General features: G+C 32.8%; 19 protein-coding genes. 6 read left to right on the top strand and 13 right to left on the bottom strand.

What is annotated here, in order from left to right; genetic code table 11:
* Positions 1 to 403: 403 nt before the first annotated feature.
* A complete protein-coding gene (locus DF947_RS08285) occupies positions 404 to 1,144 on the top strand; it encodes an outer membrane beta-barrel protein (RefSeq protein WP_109929261.1) in 741 nt (246 codons plus the stop codon).
* 63 nt (positions 1,145 to 1,207) lie between these two features.
* Here DF947_RS08285 and DF947_RS08290 read toward each other — a convergent pair whose 3' ends face one another.
* The 12 genes from DF947_RS08290 to DF947_RS08335 form a co-directional block, all read right to left on the bottom strand.
* Positions 1,208 to 3,199: a putative porin gene (locus tag DF947_RS08290; protein WP_240615344.1), complete on the bottom strand. Its 1,992-nt coding sequence runs from the start codon at positions 3,197 to 3,199 to the stop codon at positions 1,208 to 1,210.
* Position 3,200: 1 nt separating this feature from the next.
* Entirely contained in the window at positions 3,201 to 4,016 is an 816-nt protein-coding gene (locus DF947_RS08295) for a purine-nucleoside phosphorylase (RefSeq protein ID WP_109929262.1), read from the bottom strand.
* A complete protein-coding gene (lpxK, locus tag DF947_RS08300) occupies positions 3,988 to 5,049 on the bottom strand; it encodes a tetraacyldisaccharide 4'-kinase (protein WP_109929263.1) in 1,062 nt (353 codons plus the stop codon). Before lpxK ends, DF947_RS08295 begins: the two co-directional genes overlap by 29 nt.
* A gap of 126 nt (positions 5,050 to 5,175) precedes the next feature.
* Positions 5,176 to 7,320 (bottom strand): peptidase domain-containing ABC transporter, encoded by a 2,145-nt coding sequence (locus tag DF947_RS08305; RefSeq protein WP_109929264.1) that lies wholly within the window; start codon positions 7,318 to 7,320, stop codon positions 5,176 to 5,178.
* A 46-nt stretch (positions 7,321 to 7,366) separates the two neighbouring features.
* Positions 7,367 to 8,545 (bottom strand): HlyD family secretion protein, encoded by a 1,179-nt coding sequence (locus DF947_RS08310; RefSeq protein WP_109929265.1) that lies wholly within the window; start codon positions 8,543 to 8,545, stop codon positions 7,367 to 7,369.
* 588 nt (positions 8,546 to 9,133) lie between these two features.
* Positions 9,134 to 9,310, bottom strand: coding sequence for a hypothetical protein (locus tag DF947_RS22200; RefSeq protein ID WP_158526246.1), 177 nt, complete (start codon positions 9,308 to 9,310; stop codon positions 9,134 to 9,136).
* A gap of 19 nt (positions 9,311 to 9,329) precedes the next feature.
* Entirely contained in the window at positions 9,330 to 9,500 is a 171-nt protein-coding gene (locus DF947_RS08315; protein WP_158526247.1) for a hypothetical protein, read from the bottom strand.
* 72 nt (positions 9,501 to 9,572) lie between these two features.
* Positions 9,573 to 10,280: a CPBP family glutamic-type intramembrane protease gene (locus DF947_RS08320; RefSeq protein WP_109929267.1), complete on the bottom strand. Its 708-nt coding sequence runs from the start codon at positions 10,278 to 10,280 to the stop codon at positions 9,573 to 9,575.
* Positions 10,281 to 10,286: 6 nt separating this feature from the next.
* Complete coding sequence (locus DF947_RS22595) at positions 10,287 to 10,421, bottom strand: hypothetical protein (protein ID WP_262510077.1); 135 nt, start codon at positions 10,419 to 10,421, stop codon at positions 10,287 to 10,289.
* A gap of 92 nt (positions 10,422 to 10,513) precedes the next feature.
* A complete protein-coding gene (locus DF947_RS08325) occupies positions 10,514 to 11,365 on the bottom strand; it encodes a CPBP family intramembrane glutamic endopeptidase (protein WP_109929268.1) in 852 nt (283 codons plus the stop codon).
* A 275-nt stretch (positions 11,366 to 11,640) separates the two neighbouring features.
* Positions 11,641 to 11,814 (bottom strand): hypothetical protein, encoded by a 174-nt coding sequence (locus DF947_RS22205; protein WP_158526248.1) that lies wholly within the window; start codon positions 11,812 to 11,814, stop codon positions 11,641 to 11,643.
* 21 nt (positions 11,815 to 11,835) lie between these two features.
* Entirely contained in the window at positions 11,836 to 12,015 is a 180-nt protein-coding gene (locus DF947_RS08335) for a hypothetical protein (protein WP_109929270.1), read from the bottom strand.
* Between the two features lie 361 nt (positions 12,016 to 12,376).
* Here DF947_RS08335 and DF947_RS22210 point away from each other — a divergent pair, with 361 nt between their 5' ends.
* From DF947_RS22210 to DF947_RS08355, 5 genes are all read left to right on the top strand, one after another.
* Entirely contained in the window at positions 12,377 to 12,550 is a 174-nt protein-coding gene (locus tag DF947_RS22210) for a hypothetical protein (RefSeq protein ID WP_158526249.1), read from the top strand.
* A 64-nt stretch (positions 12,551 to 12,614) separates the two neighbouring features.
* On the top strand, positions 12,615 to 14,027 hold the full coding sequence (locus DF947_RS08340) for a S41 family peptidase (RefSeq protein WP_109929271.1): 1,413 nt from the start codon (positions 12,615 to 12,617) through the stop codon (positions 14,025 to 14,027).
* A gap of 300 nt (positions 14,028 to 14,327) precedes the next feature.
* Positions 14,328 to 14,948, top strand: coding sequence for a sensor histidine kinase (locus tag DF947_RS08345; protein WP_158526250.1), 621 nt, complete (start codon positions 14,328 to 14,330; stop codon positions 14,946 to 14,948).
* 198 nt (positions 14,949 to 15,146) lie between these two features.
* On the top strand, positions 15,147 to 15,869 hold the full coding sequence (locus DF947_RS08350; protein WP_109929273.1) for a LytR/AlgR family response regulator transcription factor: 723 nt from the start codon (positions 15,147 to 15,149) through the stop codon (positions 15,867 to 15,869).
* Positions 15,870 to 15,919: 50 nt separating this feature from the next.
* Positions 15,920 to 17,059, top strand: a complete 1,140-nt coding sequence (locus DF947_RS08355) for a sterol desaturase family protein (protein ID WP_109929274.1) — start codon at positions 15,920 to 15,922, stop codon at positions 17,057 to 17,059.
* A gap of 1 nt (position 17,060) precedes the next feature.
* Here DF947_RS08355 and DF947_RS08360 read toward each other — a convergent pair whose 3' ends face one another.
* Positions 17,061 to 18,224 carry a carboxypeptidase-like regulatory domain-containing protein gene (locus DF947_RS08360; protein WP_109929275.1) on the bottom strand — a complete coding sequence of 388 codons (1,164 nt, stop codon included), beginning with the start codon at positions 18,222 to 18,224 and terminating at the stop codon, positions 17,061 to 17,063.
* Positions 18,225 to 18,339: the final 115 nt, after the last annotated feature.

Here is an 18,339-nt window from a genome sequence, read left to right on the forward strand (position 1 = left end):
ATAATTTTTAAATCAGACTAAAAAATTAGTTTATTAAGACTAAAGATTTAAATCTCCACCCAAATTCACCGGGATATAGATTAATCTTAAACAACGTATTGTTCCCTGCTGCGAAGAAGAAACCACAGAAAACTTAAAATTTAATTTTCATTGGTATCAAAAAAGACCAATATTTTCTTTTTTTCCTTTTATCTATACAACTTTAACATCAAATACCTGCTAGCTGAAGTTTTGGTTTTAATACTGAAAATCGCATAAAAAAGAGCTGTTAATCAGTTGCTTAACGCTTTGGGTTGTAACACAAATAATACTTTGGCACAGCTTTTGGAAACATGCTTGCAATTAACGCCGGGTTAGCTCGGCATTTTTAAACAAGATTCTTTACCTAAAGAAAAATATTATTATGAAAAAGTTACTAATCGGTGCTACTGCACTATTATTATCCACAGGTGCTTTTGCACAAACAACAACAATGACGGGAAGTGATGCCAGATTTGGACTGAAAGCGGGTGTAAACCTTGCCAGATTTCATTCAAGCGGTACTAATGGAAGTTCGGACTTTAACAACAACGTAAAAGATAACGTTGGTTTTAACGTTACAGCTTTTGCCGATTTTGGTGTCGGAAATAATTTCTTTATTCAGCCAGGCGTTTCGTTGCAGAATAAAGGAGCAAAATTCGAATCAACCAATGCGATAACAGTTGGCAATACCACAACTACCACAGTTGCTACAAACAAAACAAGTTTAATGACAATTGAAGTTCCGGTGAATGCCGTATTTAGAATTCCTACAGGTGATGCTGGTGCGATTCAAATTTCTGCTGGTCCATATGTAGGATTTAACATTTCTGGTAAAAACAAACTGGAATCAACAATTACAACACGTAATAACACAGCAAATACCACAAGCACTTCTACATCATCAAGCGATGATGATTTATCCTTTGGCTCGGCAACTGATAAAAATTACAGTTCGACAGAATTTGGTGCAAACTTTGGCTTGGCTTACCGTACAACCTCTGGTTTCTTGGTTGGTGCCAACTATGGTTTAGGCTTTTCGAATTTAATTCCGAAAGATTCTAGAGCAGGTGACGCAAAATTATCAAACCGTGTATTGGGTTTCTCAGTAGGTTACTCTTTCTAAGCGATTGCCTGAAAAACAAAAAGCCGTTCAGATTTAAATCTGAACGGCTTTTTTATGTTTTTATTAATCGTAGAAGTTCCAGCTTACACCAAACTTTAATAAGGCATCCTGCATTGGGTATCGATTTACAGTATAATATCCCGGAGAAAGCCAACCTTGATTAACGTAATCGTATTTAACAAAGATATTTGCTCTTTTTAAATTTGCTTTAACGAAAACATCAATAATTGGTGTCGATTTATAAACAGTTGCTTCACCAACATAAAATTGGGATGTTGCCGGAGAATAAGAATAATTTGCATACGCAGAATTATATCTTACATCGAAACCGATATTTGCTTTTAACACTTTAAAGAAAGTTTGATCCAGATAAAAGCTATTGCAGGTATAAAATTCTGGCGTTCTTAATACATCCTCTTTATCAGTTTTTTGATAAGCCAAATAGTTTTCGATCACAAATTTCCCAAACCTCCATTTTTTAGAGGCATCAATTCTAATCAAGCTAATATCTGCAGATTCCTGCGCAGGCAAAATAGAATTGGTTCCATTTGCAGCAAAATACAGATAGTTACTGGTTAGAAAATATTTTGCTCCAGCTTCAAATCCAAACTTATCGTTGATGTAGTTAAATGAGGCATTTGCAATTTTGGTATTTTTTAAATCAGTATAAGACCACTTATAATGATTTCCGCGGTAATAGTTAAAAATCTCAGCGGGTGATTGATTCTGGAGATATGCACCAAGTTCTATTCTTCCAACAGATTTACCGAGTAAAATTCTACTCTTTGCTTCATATAAAAAATCGCCCGCATTGTTACCTTGCAAAACCTGCTGAACATCTAAATTCAAATCGATATTGCTCGTAAAACGATATCCGGCAGACCCTAATATCGTTATATTCTGAAAAGCGATTTGACTGTTTTCAAATGTGGCTCCAGTTGGAAGGAAATTTAAATATTTATGATTATAATAATCATGACGTATACCCGCATCGATCTTAAGTTCATTTTTTATGACAGTAGAATTTTTTGGTCTCAAAAAGAAACTGTAAATAAATTCATTTCTTACATGCTGGACGTGGGTAGAATCGTTTGTATATACTGAATTCGCAATTCCTCCAGGCATAACGCCATAAGTATCCGTTTCGTTTTTATAAAAATCGTAGCTGTTGTTGTTGTATTCTATTGTGTAAGTTATTTTGTTTGTAGGCAACACTGAATTGTTGGCATTAGTAGAAGTATCAATTCTACCTACGTAATATGTCTGTTTTAAAAATAAAGTATTTTTACGATATAAATTTCTAGCGGTTGTAAGTTTAACTTCTTCAGCATCTCGACTGATTTTATTATATCCAGGTTCAAAAATAGTCGAATCGGCATTGGATCCATTTTCGTAAGCCCTCATGGTATTAAAAATAGCCGAAGCCCACATGTTGTACCGTTTGTTTGGAGATTGATACCAAGAGAAAACAGCTACATTTAAATTATCGCCTCTTTGCCTGGCATAAAATCCTTTCGAATCGGCACGATTAAAATTTACGCCAACGTTCCAATTTTTCTTGATGTTTTGACTGTGAATGGCCCTAAACAATTGCTCCTTTTGCCCTGCACTAACAAAATACAAACTGGTAAAAGGGGCTCTGGCTTGATAGTAAACAATATCTTCTGGAGTTAGGGCGTAATAATCCAAAGAATGAAAACCTTCATCAAAACCTATTCTTTTCGAGGGTTCATAAAGCAAAGGCCGAGCCGCCAAACCCATATTGCCCAAGCTTATTGTTGGGTGCTTAGGCTGTAAAAGCGGGCTATAATTTTGGATGTTTACGGTAGAGGTATCTAAAGGCAACAATATAATACTGTCTTTACTTAATCCCAGCTTTGTAAAACGAATATATTTTGCCGTAAATATTACAGAATCTTTAGCACCATCTAATTTTTTACGAATCGAATCTGCTTCTTTATTATCATTAATATGCGTTTGTAACTCCTGTCCAAATGCCGAGCTTGTGCTTATAAAAAGCATCATCAAAAAGCAGATTTGAAAAATTTTCTGCATCTTATAATTCAGAGATTAAGCGGGTTAGAATTTCGGTCATTTTAGGTTCTGCTTTTGCCGCAGCTTCTAAAATTTCGTCTAAATTAAATGGTTTCAAATCCTCCGGAAAACCTTCATCTGTTAAAACAGAAATGGCAAACACAGGAATTCCGGCATGGTTTGCCACAATAACTTCTGGAACAGTACTCATTCCAACGGCATCGGCACCAATTAAGCGTAAATATTTATATTCTGCCTTAGTTTCCAGATTTGGTCCAGATACGGCAACATAAACACCTTTATGGCATTTTACATCAACCTCTTTTGCAATCTCCAATGCCTTTGCAATAATAGAGCGTTTATAAGGCTCGCTCATATCTGGAAAACGCGGACCTAATTCACTCTCAATCAAGCCACGAAGCGGATTATCTGGCTGTAGGTTAATGTGATCGGAAATGATCATTAAATCGCCCTTTTTAAATTCAGGATTTAAAGAACCCGCAGCATTGGAAACAATTAAGTTTTCTATTCCTAAGCCTTTCATAACCCGAACCGGGAAGGTAATCTGTTGCATGCTATAGCCTTCGTAATAATGCAATCGGCCTTGCATAGCAATTATTTTTTTTCCGTTTAATGTTCCAAAAATTAATTTTCCGCTATGAAACTCCAATGTAGATATTGGGAAATTTGGAATATTAGAATACATCAACTGATATTCAACCTCGATATCTTTTACCAGCCCACCTAATCCGGTTCCTAAGATTATGCCTACTTCAGGCTTAAAGTTTTCAGTTTTACGTTTAATGTATTCAACGGTTTCTTCTATTGCTCTTAACATAGTTTAAAATAAGTTCATCAAAGGTAATCTTATCTTCTTCAAATAATTCAACCTCGATGGGTAAATAATATACTGGTAAATTTACCAGTAAATCTTCAAATCCGATAGCTCTTAAACGTTGACTATCCTTTTCTGTTGTGATGATGATTTTTTCTTTTCCATTTGCATGATCAAAAGCCGATTTAAACTTTTTAAGATCATCGATTTTGAAGGTATAATGATCTGGAAATTCTTCGTGATGGATGTTTTTACTCTGCTTCTGAAGCTCTTCAATTAAAGGTTGAGGATTTGCAATTCCTGTAAGCAAAAAGATTTCAAAATCTCTAATCGATTCCAAAGAACGATTTTCATCCTTATAAAGATGCTCTAAATTTCCATATTTTAAATAAGAATGGAGTACCGGCTGATTATTATTGGGCTGCAGCTCATTTATGGATGCCTGCTGAGCTACATGCAATAACGGCACAGGTGATTTTGTGACCAAAAGAACATCAGCTCTTTTTCTTGAAGAAAATACATCTCTTAAATTACCTGCCGGAAGCAAGAACTGGAGTGTTCCGAGTTTCCTAAATTCAAAAAGCAAAATGTTAAATCCGGCTTGGATGTGGCGGTGCTGAAAGGCATCATCAAGAATAACTAAATCATGATCATCTTTTAATTGATTTACGCCCTTTACCCGATCTTCGCATACGGCAACCGTTACGTTTTTGAACTTTTGATGGTATTGTAGCGGTTCATCTCCAATAGATTCTGCAGTTGAATTTTCATCTGCCAAAATAAAACCTTTAGTTTTTCTTCCATAACCGCGACTTAAAATCGCAATCTTATAATCGGCCAGTAAACGTACTAAATATTCGGTTGTGGGTGTTTTTCCTGAGCCACCTACAGCGAGATTGCCTACACAAATTATTGGCAGATCGAACTTAACCGATGGGATTATGCCCCAATCGTACAGTTTTTTACGAAGCACAATGGCCATTCCGTAAATGAATGAGAAAGGAAAAAGTAAAAGGCGGAGATATTTAATTAGCATACCGTGTTTTCAAAAATACAGATTATTTAAAAAAGAAAAGCATCGCTTATTGGCGACGCCCTATAAAGCAACCGATTAGGTGCATGAAATGTTTTTTGAAATTGAAAGTGGTTTTTACAATAATAACTAGCCAAACTGCTGACGCCATAAATTTGTATAATGCCCATTACTAATAAGCATATTTTCGTGATTTCCCTCTTCTACTACTTTTCCTTTATCCAAAACTATAATCTTATCTGCTTTCCTAACAGTAGTTAAACGATGGGCAATAATGATTATGGTTTTTTGTTGCTCTACCAATAAATCGATTGTTCGTTGAACGTATTGTTCGGAAGCAGAATCCAAAGAAGATGTTGCTTCGTCCAAGATTAATATTTCCGGGTTGCGATATAAAGCCCTCGCAATAGCAATTCGTTGTTTTTGCCCTCCAGATAATGTTGCCCCATTTTCTCCTAAATAAGTTTGAAAACCTTCTGGTAGGCTTTCTATAAAATTCAAAATACCAAGTTGGTTGCAGATATCAACTATACGTTGCATGTTAGGTTCGTAATCTCCAATTGCAATGTTGTCAATTACGTTTCCTGCAAATAAATCTATTTGTTGAGGCACCACACTCAAAAGATTTCTTAACGAATTATTTTTTAAATATTTAATGGCGTATTTCCCTATAAATATATTGCCTTTTTGGATGGGATAAATGTTTTGCAACAAACCCATTAAAGTAGATTTACCCGAACCACTTTCGCCAACAATTGCGGTAAAAGTTCCTGCTTTTATATTTAAATTCAAATCTTCAAAAACGGTAACTCTTGTACCGTATCTAAAGGCCACATTTTCGAAACGAATATCACCAATAAGTTCACGCGTAAGCTCAACGTTTGAAGTATCATTCTCAATTTCCAAATCCATAATCTCGAATAATCGATCCGAGGCAATGATCGCATCCTGAATTACTTTATTGGCTCCAATTAATGATGCTACAGGTGTGGTAAAATATCCAATAAGGGTGTAAAATGAAAATAGCTCGCCCGGCGTTATTTCATTATCCAGTACATAGCCAGCACCTACCCATAATAAGAAAATAGTAAGCAAATGTGAAATTATTTCTGCTGATGTACCAGAAAAAACAGAATTGATTCCAGATTTATAAACAGTTCTTAATAATTGAACAAACCTATTTTCTGTTTTAAAGTTGGTGAATTCTTCCAAACCAAATCTTTTTATTGTTCCAATGGCATTTAAACTTTCTACCAATTGCGATTCTAACTCTGCAGAATCTTCCATCAGTTTACGCTGGATTTTTTTATTTAATCTATTGGTAATTAAATAAACAGCCAAATACAGTGGAATTACAGCAAGCATAAGTAATGCTAGTTTCCAATAATAGGTAAACATTAGTGTGAAGGATAAGAAAACAATAAATACATTTACTACGAGATTGATTGATACATCGTTAATAAAAGTTCTGATTTTTACCGCATCATTTACTCGCGAAATAATTTCACCAACCCGCATGGTATCGAAAAATTGTTGTGGCAATTTGAGCAAGTGCTTGTAATAGCCTAAAATTAATTGAGCATCAATCTGTTGTCCAGTTCTCATGGTAAAAACGGTTTTTACAGTGCCAATGAATAGTTGCAATAACAAAATTCCAATCATCATTATACTCATCAAATTAAGCAAATTCCGATTTCCATCCACCAGAACATGATCTGTAATTTTTTGAACAAAAATAGAAGTAGAAAGACCCAGAATAGTATAAACCAAAGCACCAAACAAAGCTTGAAGAACTATGCTTTTGTGTGGCTGTATTAGTTTCCAAAAACGGAGGCTGTTAGCTACACTTTCATTACCTTTTTTAAAGCTCTCATCGGGCAATAAAAGCACTAAAACACCCGTCCATTCTTTAACAAACTCATCAATCGGTTTACGATGTAGTTTACCATCGCTAGGATCCATTACTTCAATATGCTTATCGTTTAACTTATAAATCACTACGTAATGTTGCAACTGATTTTTAATTACAATATGAGCAATTGCCGGTAAAGGTATTTTGCTTAAGCTATCTAAACTTCCGCGTACGCCCTTAGCCTCGAAACCAAGTTTATTTGCCGCCTCTATTAAACCTAAAACATTGGTGCCTTTTTTATCGGTTCCGGCAAATTGTCTAATCCTTGCCACAGGCATTTTTAGCTTATAATGTGCAGATACAGAGGCTAGGCATGCGGCACCACAATCGGTTATATCGCGTTGTTTTATAAGAATAGACATGGAAGTGAGATATTAAATTTAAATGCGAGTGCTTATTTCATTACTTTTAATCTTTAAATCCATTAGGATTTAGCCAATCATCAACCTGATCATAAAGCAATTGGTATAAACTTCTTTTGGTTACAGTAAAATTGGCGCTAAATGTCATTCCTTTTTTAACTTGCCCTCTATAACCATTTTTTAGCTGTAAAAAATCTTTATCAAGCTTACATTTTACTCTAAAATATGGGCTTTGATTCTGGATAATTATGTCATCAGATATATCTAAAACCTGTCCATATATTAAACCCCATTGGTTATAATTAAAGGCATCAATTCGAAAACGAACATGTTGTCTCTTTTTTATTAGCCCAATATCTGAAGGTTTGATGTAACAATAAGCCAGCAATGCACTATCTGGAGATATTTCGCCCAATTTTTGATTTGCATATACATAAGCGCCTGCCTGTACACCCGTTAAGTTTTGTATTGATCCTGTAACTGTGGCCTTTAACGAATATTGTTTTTCCTGATCGGTTAGCTGTACTTGCTGATTTTGTAAATCTCTAAGTTCGTTACGATACTGATTGGACTCTGTTTGCCATTGTGTTTTATATTTTTTGTTAACCATTTTCCAATCTGAAACCGATTGATTGTAATTAAACTGATATTGCTCGTATTCAGCCTGCGTAACTACTTTTTTGGAGTACAAAATTTGATATCGCTGATAAATTCTATTTGCCTGCTCCTTTGCATTTGTTGCATTTTGTAAGGTTTCGATATATTGTTGCCAACTGGCCATATATAAACCAGTACTTAGCTTTCCAATTGATATTTCACTATTAATACTGTTAAATGGCTTATTAATATTGGAAAGTAAAATCTGAACATCCTGAAGCTGTTGTTCTATTTGCTGTTCATGATTGCCAATTAAATTCTTTTGTTGATTGGGTAAAGTGGCATCGATGGTTAAAAGTGTAGTGCCTTTTAATACCTTTAAGTTATCTTTTAATTTAACAGATATTAATCTTCCACTCGCAGGTGCCAAGAGCTCGATTTTTTCGATGTTGCTCTGAATTAAACCAGTTCCTTTTACACTAACTGTAGTATACAAAAAAGGTAGCAACCCTATAACTGCCAAAACAGCTATGAGGGTTACACTATAGGTAATTTGAGAGCGGATACGGGTTTGGTGAATAAAAAGAAGGGATGTATTTTGTAAATCATCTTCTTTAGTTAACTGCATAAAATCATAATGTACATCTATGCAACAAGTGTACATCAAAGGATCTAAAAGTTAAAAAATGATACACTAAAGGGTGTTTTGTAGGGACAAAACCTGATAACTTGTTGAAAAATTAGGTAAAGTAGCATTTAGGATGCTTATGCAATTAAAGTATGTCGATCTTGAGAATAGGGGAAATCCATAAATCTCCATATGTAGCTTTTTTGTTTAGATATGAGTCTGTGTTAATCTAACAATCAATATTAGAAAGCATTTGTATTCGAGAGATGCGCTTGCTGATATCTATAATAACAAGGTTATATAATTATACTACCATTAAAAATAAATAGCCTGTAAAATTTAATACAGGCTATTCAAGTTGTTAAATATTTGTAATATGCATTTAAATTATTTCATAAATTACATTAAAAACCGAAAACCTACCTTATAACTATCTTAGTATAATGTTCATGTCCCATTTTTTTACCCACCCAATAAATTGATTGCATTGATGCAACAATCAATAAAATCATTAAATAGGCTTTTAATTTGTTTTAATATTCGTGTTCATAACATATATTAAACAGCAATATACATTTTTTCTTGCAATTATGCATTAGCATGCCCCCATTCATATGCAATCCACCCGATTGGGCCAAAAAGCGCTCCAAATGTTGCTTGAGTAAGATTGTGTTTCAAACTGTCGCAAACACCACCATCAATTTTTATTAATTCCGATGAGCTAAGTTCATGAAATTCTTCAGTTATTTTTTCTAAATTTTTCATACGAATATTTTCTAAATTTTTACTTATTATGATGTTCAGCACCTTGTTTCTTTCCGGTTTCATATATCCAACTTGCAGCTAAACACAACATACCAATAGCTAACTCACCAATAAACCCTCCGTTTTGCATTCTCATTTCTTTAGCATCCAATTCCTGAACACCAAAATTTGTTAATTCTAAATTTTTCATAATTTGTTTAATATTATCTTCCTTACTCATCATTGGCTTTTTGGGTTCCGTCATCATTAACAAGATTTGCGATTATTTTTTAATGAAATATCCTATTGTGGGTAATACATTAAGCATAGTGTGCATTAAAATACTCCAGAATAATCCTCTTTTTAATCTAAGATAACCCAAGAAAAAACCTACAATTATTTGATGTATGACAAATATTGGAGCGAATAAGATTAAATTATCTGGAACTAGATGTATAAAATTAGAAAGGTGTAATAAACCAAAAGTAATTGTAAGTAGGTAAAAATAAGCCGTAAAGTATTTACCTGAAAAGGTATAATAAAATTTCGTATTTACTTTATATAAAAGAGAATAGCATATTAAACTAAAAGTTAAAAATTTTATTGATTCATTAATATTTACTATCGATTGAAAAGTTTTATGAGATAAATAAAATAGATAATAAGCTAAAATAAAAGAGATAAAGATATTTAATCTACTTGCTTTTAAAGGTAATCTAAAAATTAATTCTTCGATTACTGGAGCAATAACCAAAAAGAATAAGATGTTTTTTTCTGTAGATGCAACATTCTGAGCCTTATCTATAGCTGTAATAAAAGAGAAATGCTTGGTTGAGGTTATAATAAAATCGATAAATGAAACAATTAAATAATTTAGAGCAACACATAAAAATGCATAGCCAAAAACAGAAAACAAATCCTTTAAAGAATCTTTAAAGGATTTGCTTTGCTTAAATTGAATATTAGGATTTTTAAAAAAATCGTATAACATTAATTACTATTCAAAGAAAGTAGCCCAAACTATTAAAGCTTTCCCTACCCAATGTCCTACAAAGTAGCCAACATCTTTAGGACTTTTTGCTAAGCCTCCATTTGTGGCCAACAGCTCTTCTGCATTCAATTCTTGTATCATAAATAATTGATTAATGATTTCCCACAGAGCATTTTAAATGTTGAAATAAAAAAACTGACCAGAGATTAAGTAACTATTAGAAAAGTAGTGCATTACTGGAAAACATTTCTATACTTACGCCAATATAAATAAATTAACATAGCCATAATAATTTGTGCAACTATGGAAAAAATCGATCCTTCAAATCCAAAAGCACCCCCATTCCAAATATTATCATGCAACCTAGATTGATGCAACATTGAGTATGATCTATTTCCGCTAACATTAAATCCAAAGACAGTCCCTTGAAAGAAATTCCAACTAAAGTGAAATACTATAGGGAAGACCAAATTTTTAGTGTATATGTAAGAAATACCAAGAAAAATACCAGAAATAAATAGTTCAATTGCAGGAAACCATCCGTAATCATCATTTGCAACGTGCATTAGACTAAATATTGTTGCTGAAATTGCTAATGCTAAATACTTATTAATTGAAACCATCAAATTATTAAGTATATAGCCTCTGATTAAAAGTTCTTCTGTAACTGCGACAAGAGAGAAAATCAAAAAACTAAAGATTATTTTAGAGAAATCAAAGTCAAATTTTACAAAGTATATTTGATTAAAAAACAATAGCATCAAGAATGAGAATGACATTATGAAGAAACCTGTTAATAACCCTAAGTAAATATCATTCCTCAGGATATTTTCAAATCCTAAGCTTTTAAATGTTTTCTTATCAATATATTTTCTGAAAAGGCCAATTACGATCAATGTACCCAAAAAAGTAAATAGGACTATTATTAGCTTTTGAAAAATAGTTTTTTCTTGAAGATTATTTTCAATATTTAAACCGAGAATAAAATAGGCCAAAAGCTGAAAGGAGCCAACAATTAATATATACGGAATTATTATTTGAATAACTCTTATCCAGCCAATCTCTTTTATATGCTTATGATTCATTTCTTTTTTTAAAAAAAACAAAACGTAAATAAGTAAGTCTAATTACTAAAATAAGTAATATCTTCCATGCAACTGAAAAAAAGACATTAAACAATTTGAAATCAATACTATTTATGATATTGATTACAGTTTCGATTAAAAACATAGTTAAAAGAAAAAAACAAGCATATATCACTTCTTTTAAATAAAGACTATTTTTTTTCATACTCCGATTATAGCTTTTAAGGAAATGAATTATACTGCCACCCCATAAATAAGTATGGCAGTATAACAATTTATCTAACTGAAATATGAGCGTTTCGCCCACCTTCCAAAGCAAAAATGTAGCAAGCTTTAGCAACAAATCCAAGTGTTTTAAATACTGCTTCACTAAATTCGCTACCACCATTAATATTTGTTAAATCTTCTTCTTTCAACTCTATTAAAAGAATGTTTTCTTTAATCTTCATATATCAATATTTTTTAATTAATTATTTACTATTCCAACCTTCCATAAATGCCTTATAATGAGCTCTTGGGTTTAATGCTGCCTCTGCTAAAATATAAGCCACAGCGAAACCTAAGAATGGATTTATTCCTCCATTTTGTTCGCACATTTCTTTGGTGTCCATTTCTACAACACTAAAGTTTTGTAATTCTAAATTTTTCATAATTTGTTTTACTATTTATCTTCCCTACTCATAATTGGCTTTTCGGGTTCCGCCACTTTTGGCCAAACATTAAACAAGTATTGAGCTTAATTTTTTAAGCTACAAAAAAGATACACCAATTGGCACTTTGTAAGTACATTATGGATTTTTTCGAACTTTTACTATTAAAAATTAAGAAGAAAAGATATACCATTAAAGAGTAATTTAAAGATATTAAAATAAGATTTTTTAACAAGTGTAACTTAAGGCAATACTTACAATTAGATGCTTTGATATAGAGAATGACCCATTTGGTGTATCAATTTTGGCAAATCTGTAATGAAATTACATTTTAGGTGCATAAACAATTAAATATACTTTTATGAAACCTAAAAAATTAGAAAAGAAAACAGCATTTGTTTTCAAAAAAAATGTGATTAAAGACTTGAATAAAGATCAGATGAACAATATTAATGGTGGTGGAGGCACAAATGGAGGTGATTGGTCAGGAAATCCTGCGTGTAAAAATTTTTCCGTCAAAACCGTAAGTAACTAATTTAAAAGAATTAGTTTAATGAATAACCACAGACAGAGCAATTACCTTATTTTTTTATAATCTAATGAAATATATAAAACTCATATTTTTCTTATTATTATCTACTTCTGCAGTTGCACAAAATTGCAATTGTTCTGAGAATTTTCGTTTTATGGTAGAACGAATTAAAAAAAATTATGTGGGATATTCTGACAAAGTTACTCCTATAAACCAGAATGCATTTCAAAAAACAACTGACAGTTTAGAGAAAATCGCAAGCCACTCTAATCCTTATAAGTGCTTGTCTCTAAGTCGAGAGTGGCTCGCTCTATTTAAAGATAAACATGTAAATATTGGGATAGATTTCGATGCAATATCTCCTGATTCAATAAGACATTTTTTCTCAAGAGAAGAAAGAACTACATGGACTCATGATAAGTTCAAAGAATATCTAGAAAAGAAGAAAAACAATCTAGATCACATTGAGGGAATTTGGAGTTTTGGAGTATATCAAGTTGGGATTGTAAGAGATAGAACCAAAAAAAACCAAGAGTTCATTGCATTTATATTGAAAGCAGATGGGTCGAGGTGGGTACCTCAACAAATAAAATTTAGAGTATTAAAAAATAATAGCAAATATAGCACTGTTTTTTTTCGCGGAGGTGATCACTCAATTAATAACCCTAGACTTTCTTATAAAAAAGACACACTAGATTTCGGGATTTTCGGAAAATGGATTAAGGGTGTAAATAAGCCTAAAGAAACTATAGCAAATAATACAGATTTGTCTCCAAAATTTAAAGTATTAGATAGTCAGACTGTTTTATTTACAATGCCATCGTTCGAATCTATGTCATACATAAAGCAAGTTGATAGTATTGTAAAAGAAAATGAATCAATATTAAAAAACACCAAGCATTTAATCATTGATTTAAGAGATAATGGGGGAGGATCAATATATGTATACAAAAGTTTGACTCCATACATTTATACTAAACCCATTTTAACAGTTGGGGGAATGGTCTTGGCCACACCAGATAACATAAAAGATGGATATTCAATCAAGTATCCTGAGGCTTCAGACAGCATTCAGAATGTCTTAAATCAAAATTTAATAGAGCTCAAAAAACATGAAGGTGAACTTTATAATTTATATCCTGTTGACACTATCAAATATGAAAGTGTTTTAAAAAACCCAGAAAGAGTATCATTCATAGTTAATAAGAATACAGCAAGCGCAGCGGAACTTTTTTTATTAGAAGCAAAGCAAAGTTCAAAATCAAAAATATTTGGTTCCAATAGTTCTGGAATGGTAGACTATGGTGAAGTTGTAGTTGCCAAACTACCTTGTGTATTTTATATGTTAGTATATCCTGCAGGTAAATCTCTTTATAGCATTAAAAATCCATTAGATAATATTGGTATAAAGCCTGACGTAGAAATTTCTACAAAAGTTGAAAATTGGGTCGATTATGTAAGAAAATATAAAGAGAAATAATCCTTGACTAATAATAAATATAAATTAATAATATATCATATCCTTTTTTGGATACCATATATGCTATTAGGTGGATTACTAGAGTTCGTAGCAGACCCTAAAAGCTATTTTTTTAGTATTCCTGATATTTTTTTTTCAGAATTCCCTAATATTTGCACAGTATACTTATGCATTTTTCTTTTTAACAAATTTGCTACACCACTAAGGATTGTTCCGCTATTCATTTGCATAACATTAGTTTACGTATTTTCTTGTTTACATTGGTATGTAACAGGATATATTATACGACCTCACTTTAGGATGAACGGCGATGCTGCACCGGTTATGAGTGTTTGGAACTACTCTGTTTTATTGATTTGGATTTTCATCAAATATGCTCTTTTTGGTTTTAGCTACTATTACGCCACACAAAACATCAAGCACCAGAAAAAATTACGTAGTATCGAAAAAGAAAAACACGAAGCAGAATATGCATTTCTAAGAGCGCAGATAAACCCACATTTTTTAAACAATACACTTAATTTCATTTATGCTAAATCGTTGCCCTTATCTGCAGATTTGGCTACCTGTATAATGACTTTAAGCGAAATAATGCAATACTCATTGGAAATTGATAAAGACGATCGAACTACATTGTTGGGCGATGAGATTGCACACATTAAAAATGTAATTAGCATTAATCAGCTTCGTTTTAACAACAAACTGCAACTGGATTTTGATATTAAGGGCAGCCTATCAAATGTCCGTATAATCCCTTTGGTGCTAATTACAATGGTTGAAAATATATTAAAACATGGCGATTGTACCGATAGACTTAACCCTGTTTATATTATTTTAAGTGTTTCAGAACAGGATCAGGCAATTTACTTCCATGCCAGCAACAAAAAAAAAATGGCCCAAAAGAACTATCTAGCGGTATAGGGATAGAAAACATTAGGAAGCGGTTAACGCATCACTATGGAAATAAATTCACCTTAAATATCAACGAAAGTGAAACTAATTATTCTATTGAACTAAAATTGCCGATACTTGTAACAGCTTAAAAAAATCAGCCCAGCTTAATCATCCCAAAATATAGTTCCAATTTGGCGCAAGCCTTTTAAACAAAATATTTTTACCATGATTACCTGTGTCATTGTTGATGATGAAGAGCACGCAATAGAAGTTATACAACATTATATTCAGTCTATTAGCTACATAAACTTAGTAGCAAGTTTCACCAACCCCGTTGAGGCCATGAATTTTTTAAATGGCCAAAAAGTAGATCTGATTTTTTTGGATATCCACATGCCCGAGATTTCGGGTATAGAATTTATCCAATCTTTTATAGATAAAAAACAGTTATTTATTTTAACCACTGCATACAGAGAATTTGCAACTACAGCATTTGATTTGGAAGTGGCTGATTATTTGGTTAAACCTATTCCCCTCCATCGATTTCTGCAGGCCATTAACAAGGTGCAAAATAGGTTAGAAAAGCCTGCAGAGGCTACAACCACACCATTGGAGATGGATTATTTTATGGTTAAAACCGAAGCAAAGGGCAAAATGCTTAAGATTAATATTATGGATATTGATTTTATTGAGGGCATGAAGAACTATGTTGCTTTTCATCATAATGGTATCCGTACGCTCGCCTTATTAACCATGAAAGATGTAGAAGAACGCTTGCCCGAGAAACATTTTGTTCGGGTTCAAAAATCTTTCATAATTGCAATAAACAAAATAACGGCTATCAATGGAAATCAAGTTACGCTGAAAGGAATTTCATCGGAAATTTTTATTGGAGACACTTACAGAAAACAATTTTTAGAGCAGATCAAGAGAAAGCTTATTATTTAAATAATCTATAATTTTAGTTATCATTGTTATAAGTAAATAAACATATTTTAATGTCAGCACGAAAGCGTTTAGTAGTTGGCCAAGGCCAAATTAGTGGGTATCTATCTATATTTTTAGCCGTTTTGGCGCTATTGGGTATTCTGTGTTTTCATTTTCCAGAGAAACTAACCACGCCAGAATTTAGGGAGATTTACACCAAGAACAGTATGGAAGCATTAATGCTGGGTGGCGTTATTGCATCTTTTTTCTTCGCCGCACTGAGCATTATTTTGAGCAAGAAACTGAAATATGGCTGGCCGGGATTTGTATTGGCAGGCTTAGCGGTATTATTGGGCGCATTGAGCGTTGAAGGCAGGGATGTTGCAAAATCGAGCTGGCATTTTGGCCTAGACTGGATGATTTTGGATTTACTTTTAATGGTGGCCATCTTTGTTCCATTAGAATTATTTTTTCCTAAAAACAACGAACAGACTAAATTTCACGAAGAATGGCGAACTGATTTGACCTATTTTGTAATCAGCCATTTGTTTATTCAGTTTTTCGGGATTGTAACTCAGAAACCTGCCATATTATTTTTTGGATGGATGGGTTTAGATAAGGTTCACCTTTGGATTCAAAGCTTACCTTTTGCTGTAGCTTTGTTTATTGCCTTTTTCAGTACCGATTTATTTCAGTATTGGGCGCATCGTTTTTTTCATACAAGAGTTGCGTTATGGCGCTTTCATTCCGTTCATCATTCTACTCAAAACATGGATTGGCTTGCCGGTAGTCGTACGCATTTTATCGATATCTTTTTTACCAGGGCAATGACTTTTATTCCGCTGTACATTTTAGGTTTTTCTTCGACCGTTTTTAATGTTTACATTATTTTCATTGCCATACATGCCGTGTTAATACATGCAAATACTCGGGTAAACTTCGGACCAATAAAATACATTTTCACTACGCCACAGTATCATCATTGGCATCATTGTGAAGATCCAAAATATTATGGCCACAATTTCGCATCGATATTTCCTTTTATTGATATGATTTTTGGCACTTATTATTTACCCGGAAATACTTGGCCGGCAGGCACAGGAGTTCATGAGGCGTCGTACCCGAAGGGCTTTATTAAACAATCTATTTATCCCTTTACCAAAAGTCCGTTTGATACCGATTTGAACATGGAAGAGCGAAGCGATAGATAGATTAAAATTCTGATTCTATACTGCCCTTAAATTTATAGGTTTCTACAATACTTTGCGGGAAAGTTAGATTGTGTTTTTGATAAATATCTCTCCAAAATTCGGCACTATATCGTTTAGGATATTTATAAAGATCTTGCCTTAGCTTTGAGGTAGAATAGTTATTGCTATTCTTTTCTAATGGATCAATATCTTCAAGAAAAATCAACTCCATTTCTGCAGATGGTTCACCTTCTGAGAATAATCCGGCAACTACATTACATTTTAAGTAGGTTGTTGCAAGATGGGACATGCCGTTTTTAATGGTATAGTTTTGCTTATTTATCCAAATCATATTTTTAGCCAGTGTTGCAATATTGCTTTCTATTCCCTTAATAAGATGTTTTTCAACGGTAATGTAAATCCATCCATTTCTGGTTTTATATTGTACATTTTTAGCTCGATTAAAATAAATTTTATAGCATTTTTCGCCCTCGTATTCAACTTGTCCTTCAATTTCATAATCATTATCCTCACTCGAAAGGTTATCGTTTAAATTATTAACGAAATAAGATTTGAGTTCCATCCTCATATCAATTGCATAATTTATTTGTACTCCGTTGGGGTTTACACTGCTCAAATGATCGAGCCTTCTTATACTATTTAACTGAAGAAGAATATCGTTTTTATATTCATCGGTACGCAGGTTAAAAATGCCTTCGGCGAAAGTTTTATATTTACCTTCTCTCACCATATATTGCCTGCATAGTATGCTTTTGTTAACAATACCTGTATCCGCAAGTTTTTTCAAACCATTTTTGAGCAATGTAAAAACGAAGCTTGGAGCGTAAATTTGAACATCTTTTAAATTAACATATTTATCTTTTAATTTAACGGTAATGCTTGTAGCAGTGTTGTTTTCATCTATCACAATAGATCGGTTTTCGTAACCAACCGAGCTGAATGAAAGCGTTTGTCCGTTTTTTAAAGAATCGACCTTAACACTAAAATTTCCTTCACGATCACTTAGTGCAATTAAGATTTTCTTGTTATAAATAGATACCGATTCAATGCCCTTATTTGTTTCGTTAACGATATTGCCGGTAACAATTTTTTGAGCCAGTACATTATTAAATAAAAAAAGCGAGCAGATTACAATGGATAGAAAGATATTTGGGACGTAGCGCATGGGTAGATCGAGAGATTACTTAGATTATATAATGGTTAGATTATCTATCACTAATATCACAATAATTACGCTTTGAAAGAAATTGGACCCAAATTATAACTGTACGAAGTACCTA

The organism is Pedobacter paludis, assembly GCF_003173575.1.
GTDB lineage: Bacteria > Bacteroidota > Bacteroidia > Sphingobacteriales > Sphingobacteriaceae > Pedobacter > Pedobacter paludis.

Bases quoted from the DNA above. Each gene is read 5' to 3' on its own strand.
- DF947_RS08320 (WP_109929267.1), bottom strand. From the start codon at position 10,280: ATGTTATACGATTTTTTTAAAAATCCTAATATTCAATTTAAGCAAAGC.
- DF947_RS08345 (WP_158526250.1), top strand. From the start codon at position 14,328: ATGAACGGCGATGCTGCACCGGTTATGAGTGTTTGGAACTACTCTGTT.
- DF947_RS08340 (WP_109929271.1), top strand. From the start codon at position 12,615: ATGAAATATATAAAACTCATATTTTTCTTATTATTATCTACTTCTGCA.
- DF947_RS08315 (WP_158526247.1), bottom strand. From the start codon at position 9,500: ATGAAAAATTTAGAATTAACAAATTTTGGTGTTCAGGAATTGGATGCT.
- DF947_RS22200 (WP_158526246.1), bottom strand. From the start codon at position 9,310: ATGAAAAATTTAGAAAAAATAACTGAAGAATTTCATGAACTTAGCTCA.
- DF947_RS08285 (WP_109929261.1), top strand. From the start codon at position 404: ATGAAAAAGTTACTAATCGGTGCTACTGCACTATTATTATCCACAGGT.
- DF947_RS22205 (WP_158526248.1), bottom strand. From the start codon at position 11,814: ATGAAGATTAAAGAAAACATTCTTTTAATAGAGTTGAAAGAAGAAGAT.
- DF947_RS08295 (WP_109929262.1), bottom strand. From the start codon at position 4,016: ATGTTAAGAGCAATAGAAGAAACCGTTGAATACATTAAACGTAAAACT.
- DF947_RS08310 (WP_109929265.1), bottom strand. From the start codon at position 8,545: ATGCAGTTAACTAAAGAAGATGATTTACAAAATACATCCCTTCTTTTT.
- DF947_RS08360 (WP_109929275.1), bottom strand. From the start codon at position 18,224: ATGCGCTACGTCCCAAATATCTTTCTATCCATTGTAATCTGCTCGCTT.
- DF947_RS08355 (WP_109929274.1), top strand. From the start codon at position 15,920: ATGTCAGCACGAAAGCGTTTAGTAGTTGGCCAAGGCCAAATTAGTGGG.
- lpxK (WP_109929263.1), bottom strand. From the start codon at position 5,049: ATGCTAATTAAATATCTCCGCCTTTTACTTTTTCCTTTCTCATTCATT.
- DF947_RS08290 (WP_240615344.1), bottom strand. From the start codon at position 3,199: ATGCAGAAAATTTTTCAAATCTGCTTTTTGATGATGCTTTTTATAAGC.
- DF947_RS08350 (WP_109929273.1), top strand. From the start codon at position 15,147: ATGATTACCTGTGTCATTGTTGATGATGAAGAGCACGCAATAGAAGTT.
- DF947_RS08335 (WP_109929270.1), bottom strand. From the start codon at position 12,015: ATGAAAAATTTAGAATTACAAAACTTTAGTGTTGTAGAAATGGACACC.
- DF947_RS08325 (WP_109929268.1), bottom strand. From the start codon at position 11,365: ATGAATCATAAGCATATAAAAGAGATTGGCTGGATAAGAGTTATTCAA.
- DF947_RS22595 (WP_262510077.1), bottom strand. From the start codon at position 10,421: ATGATACAAGAATTGAATGCAGAAGAGCTGTTGGCCACAAATGGAGGC.
- DF947_RS22210 (WP_158526249.1), top strand. From the start codon at position 12,377: ATGAAACCTAAAAAATTAGAAAAGAAAACAGCATTTGTTTTCAAAAAA.
- DF947_RS08305 (WP_109929264.1), bottom strand. From the start codon at position 7,320: ATGTCTATTCTTATAAAACAACGCGATATAACCGATTGTGGTGCCGCA.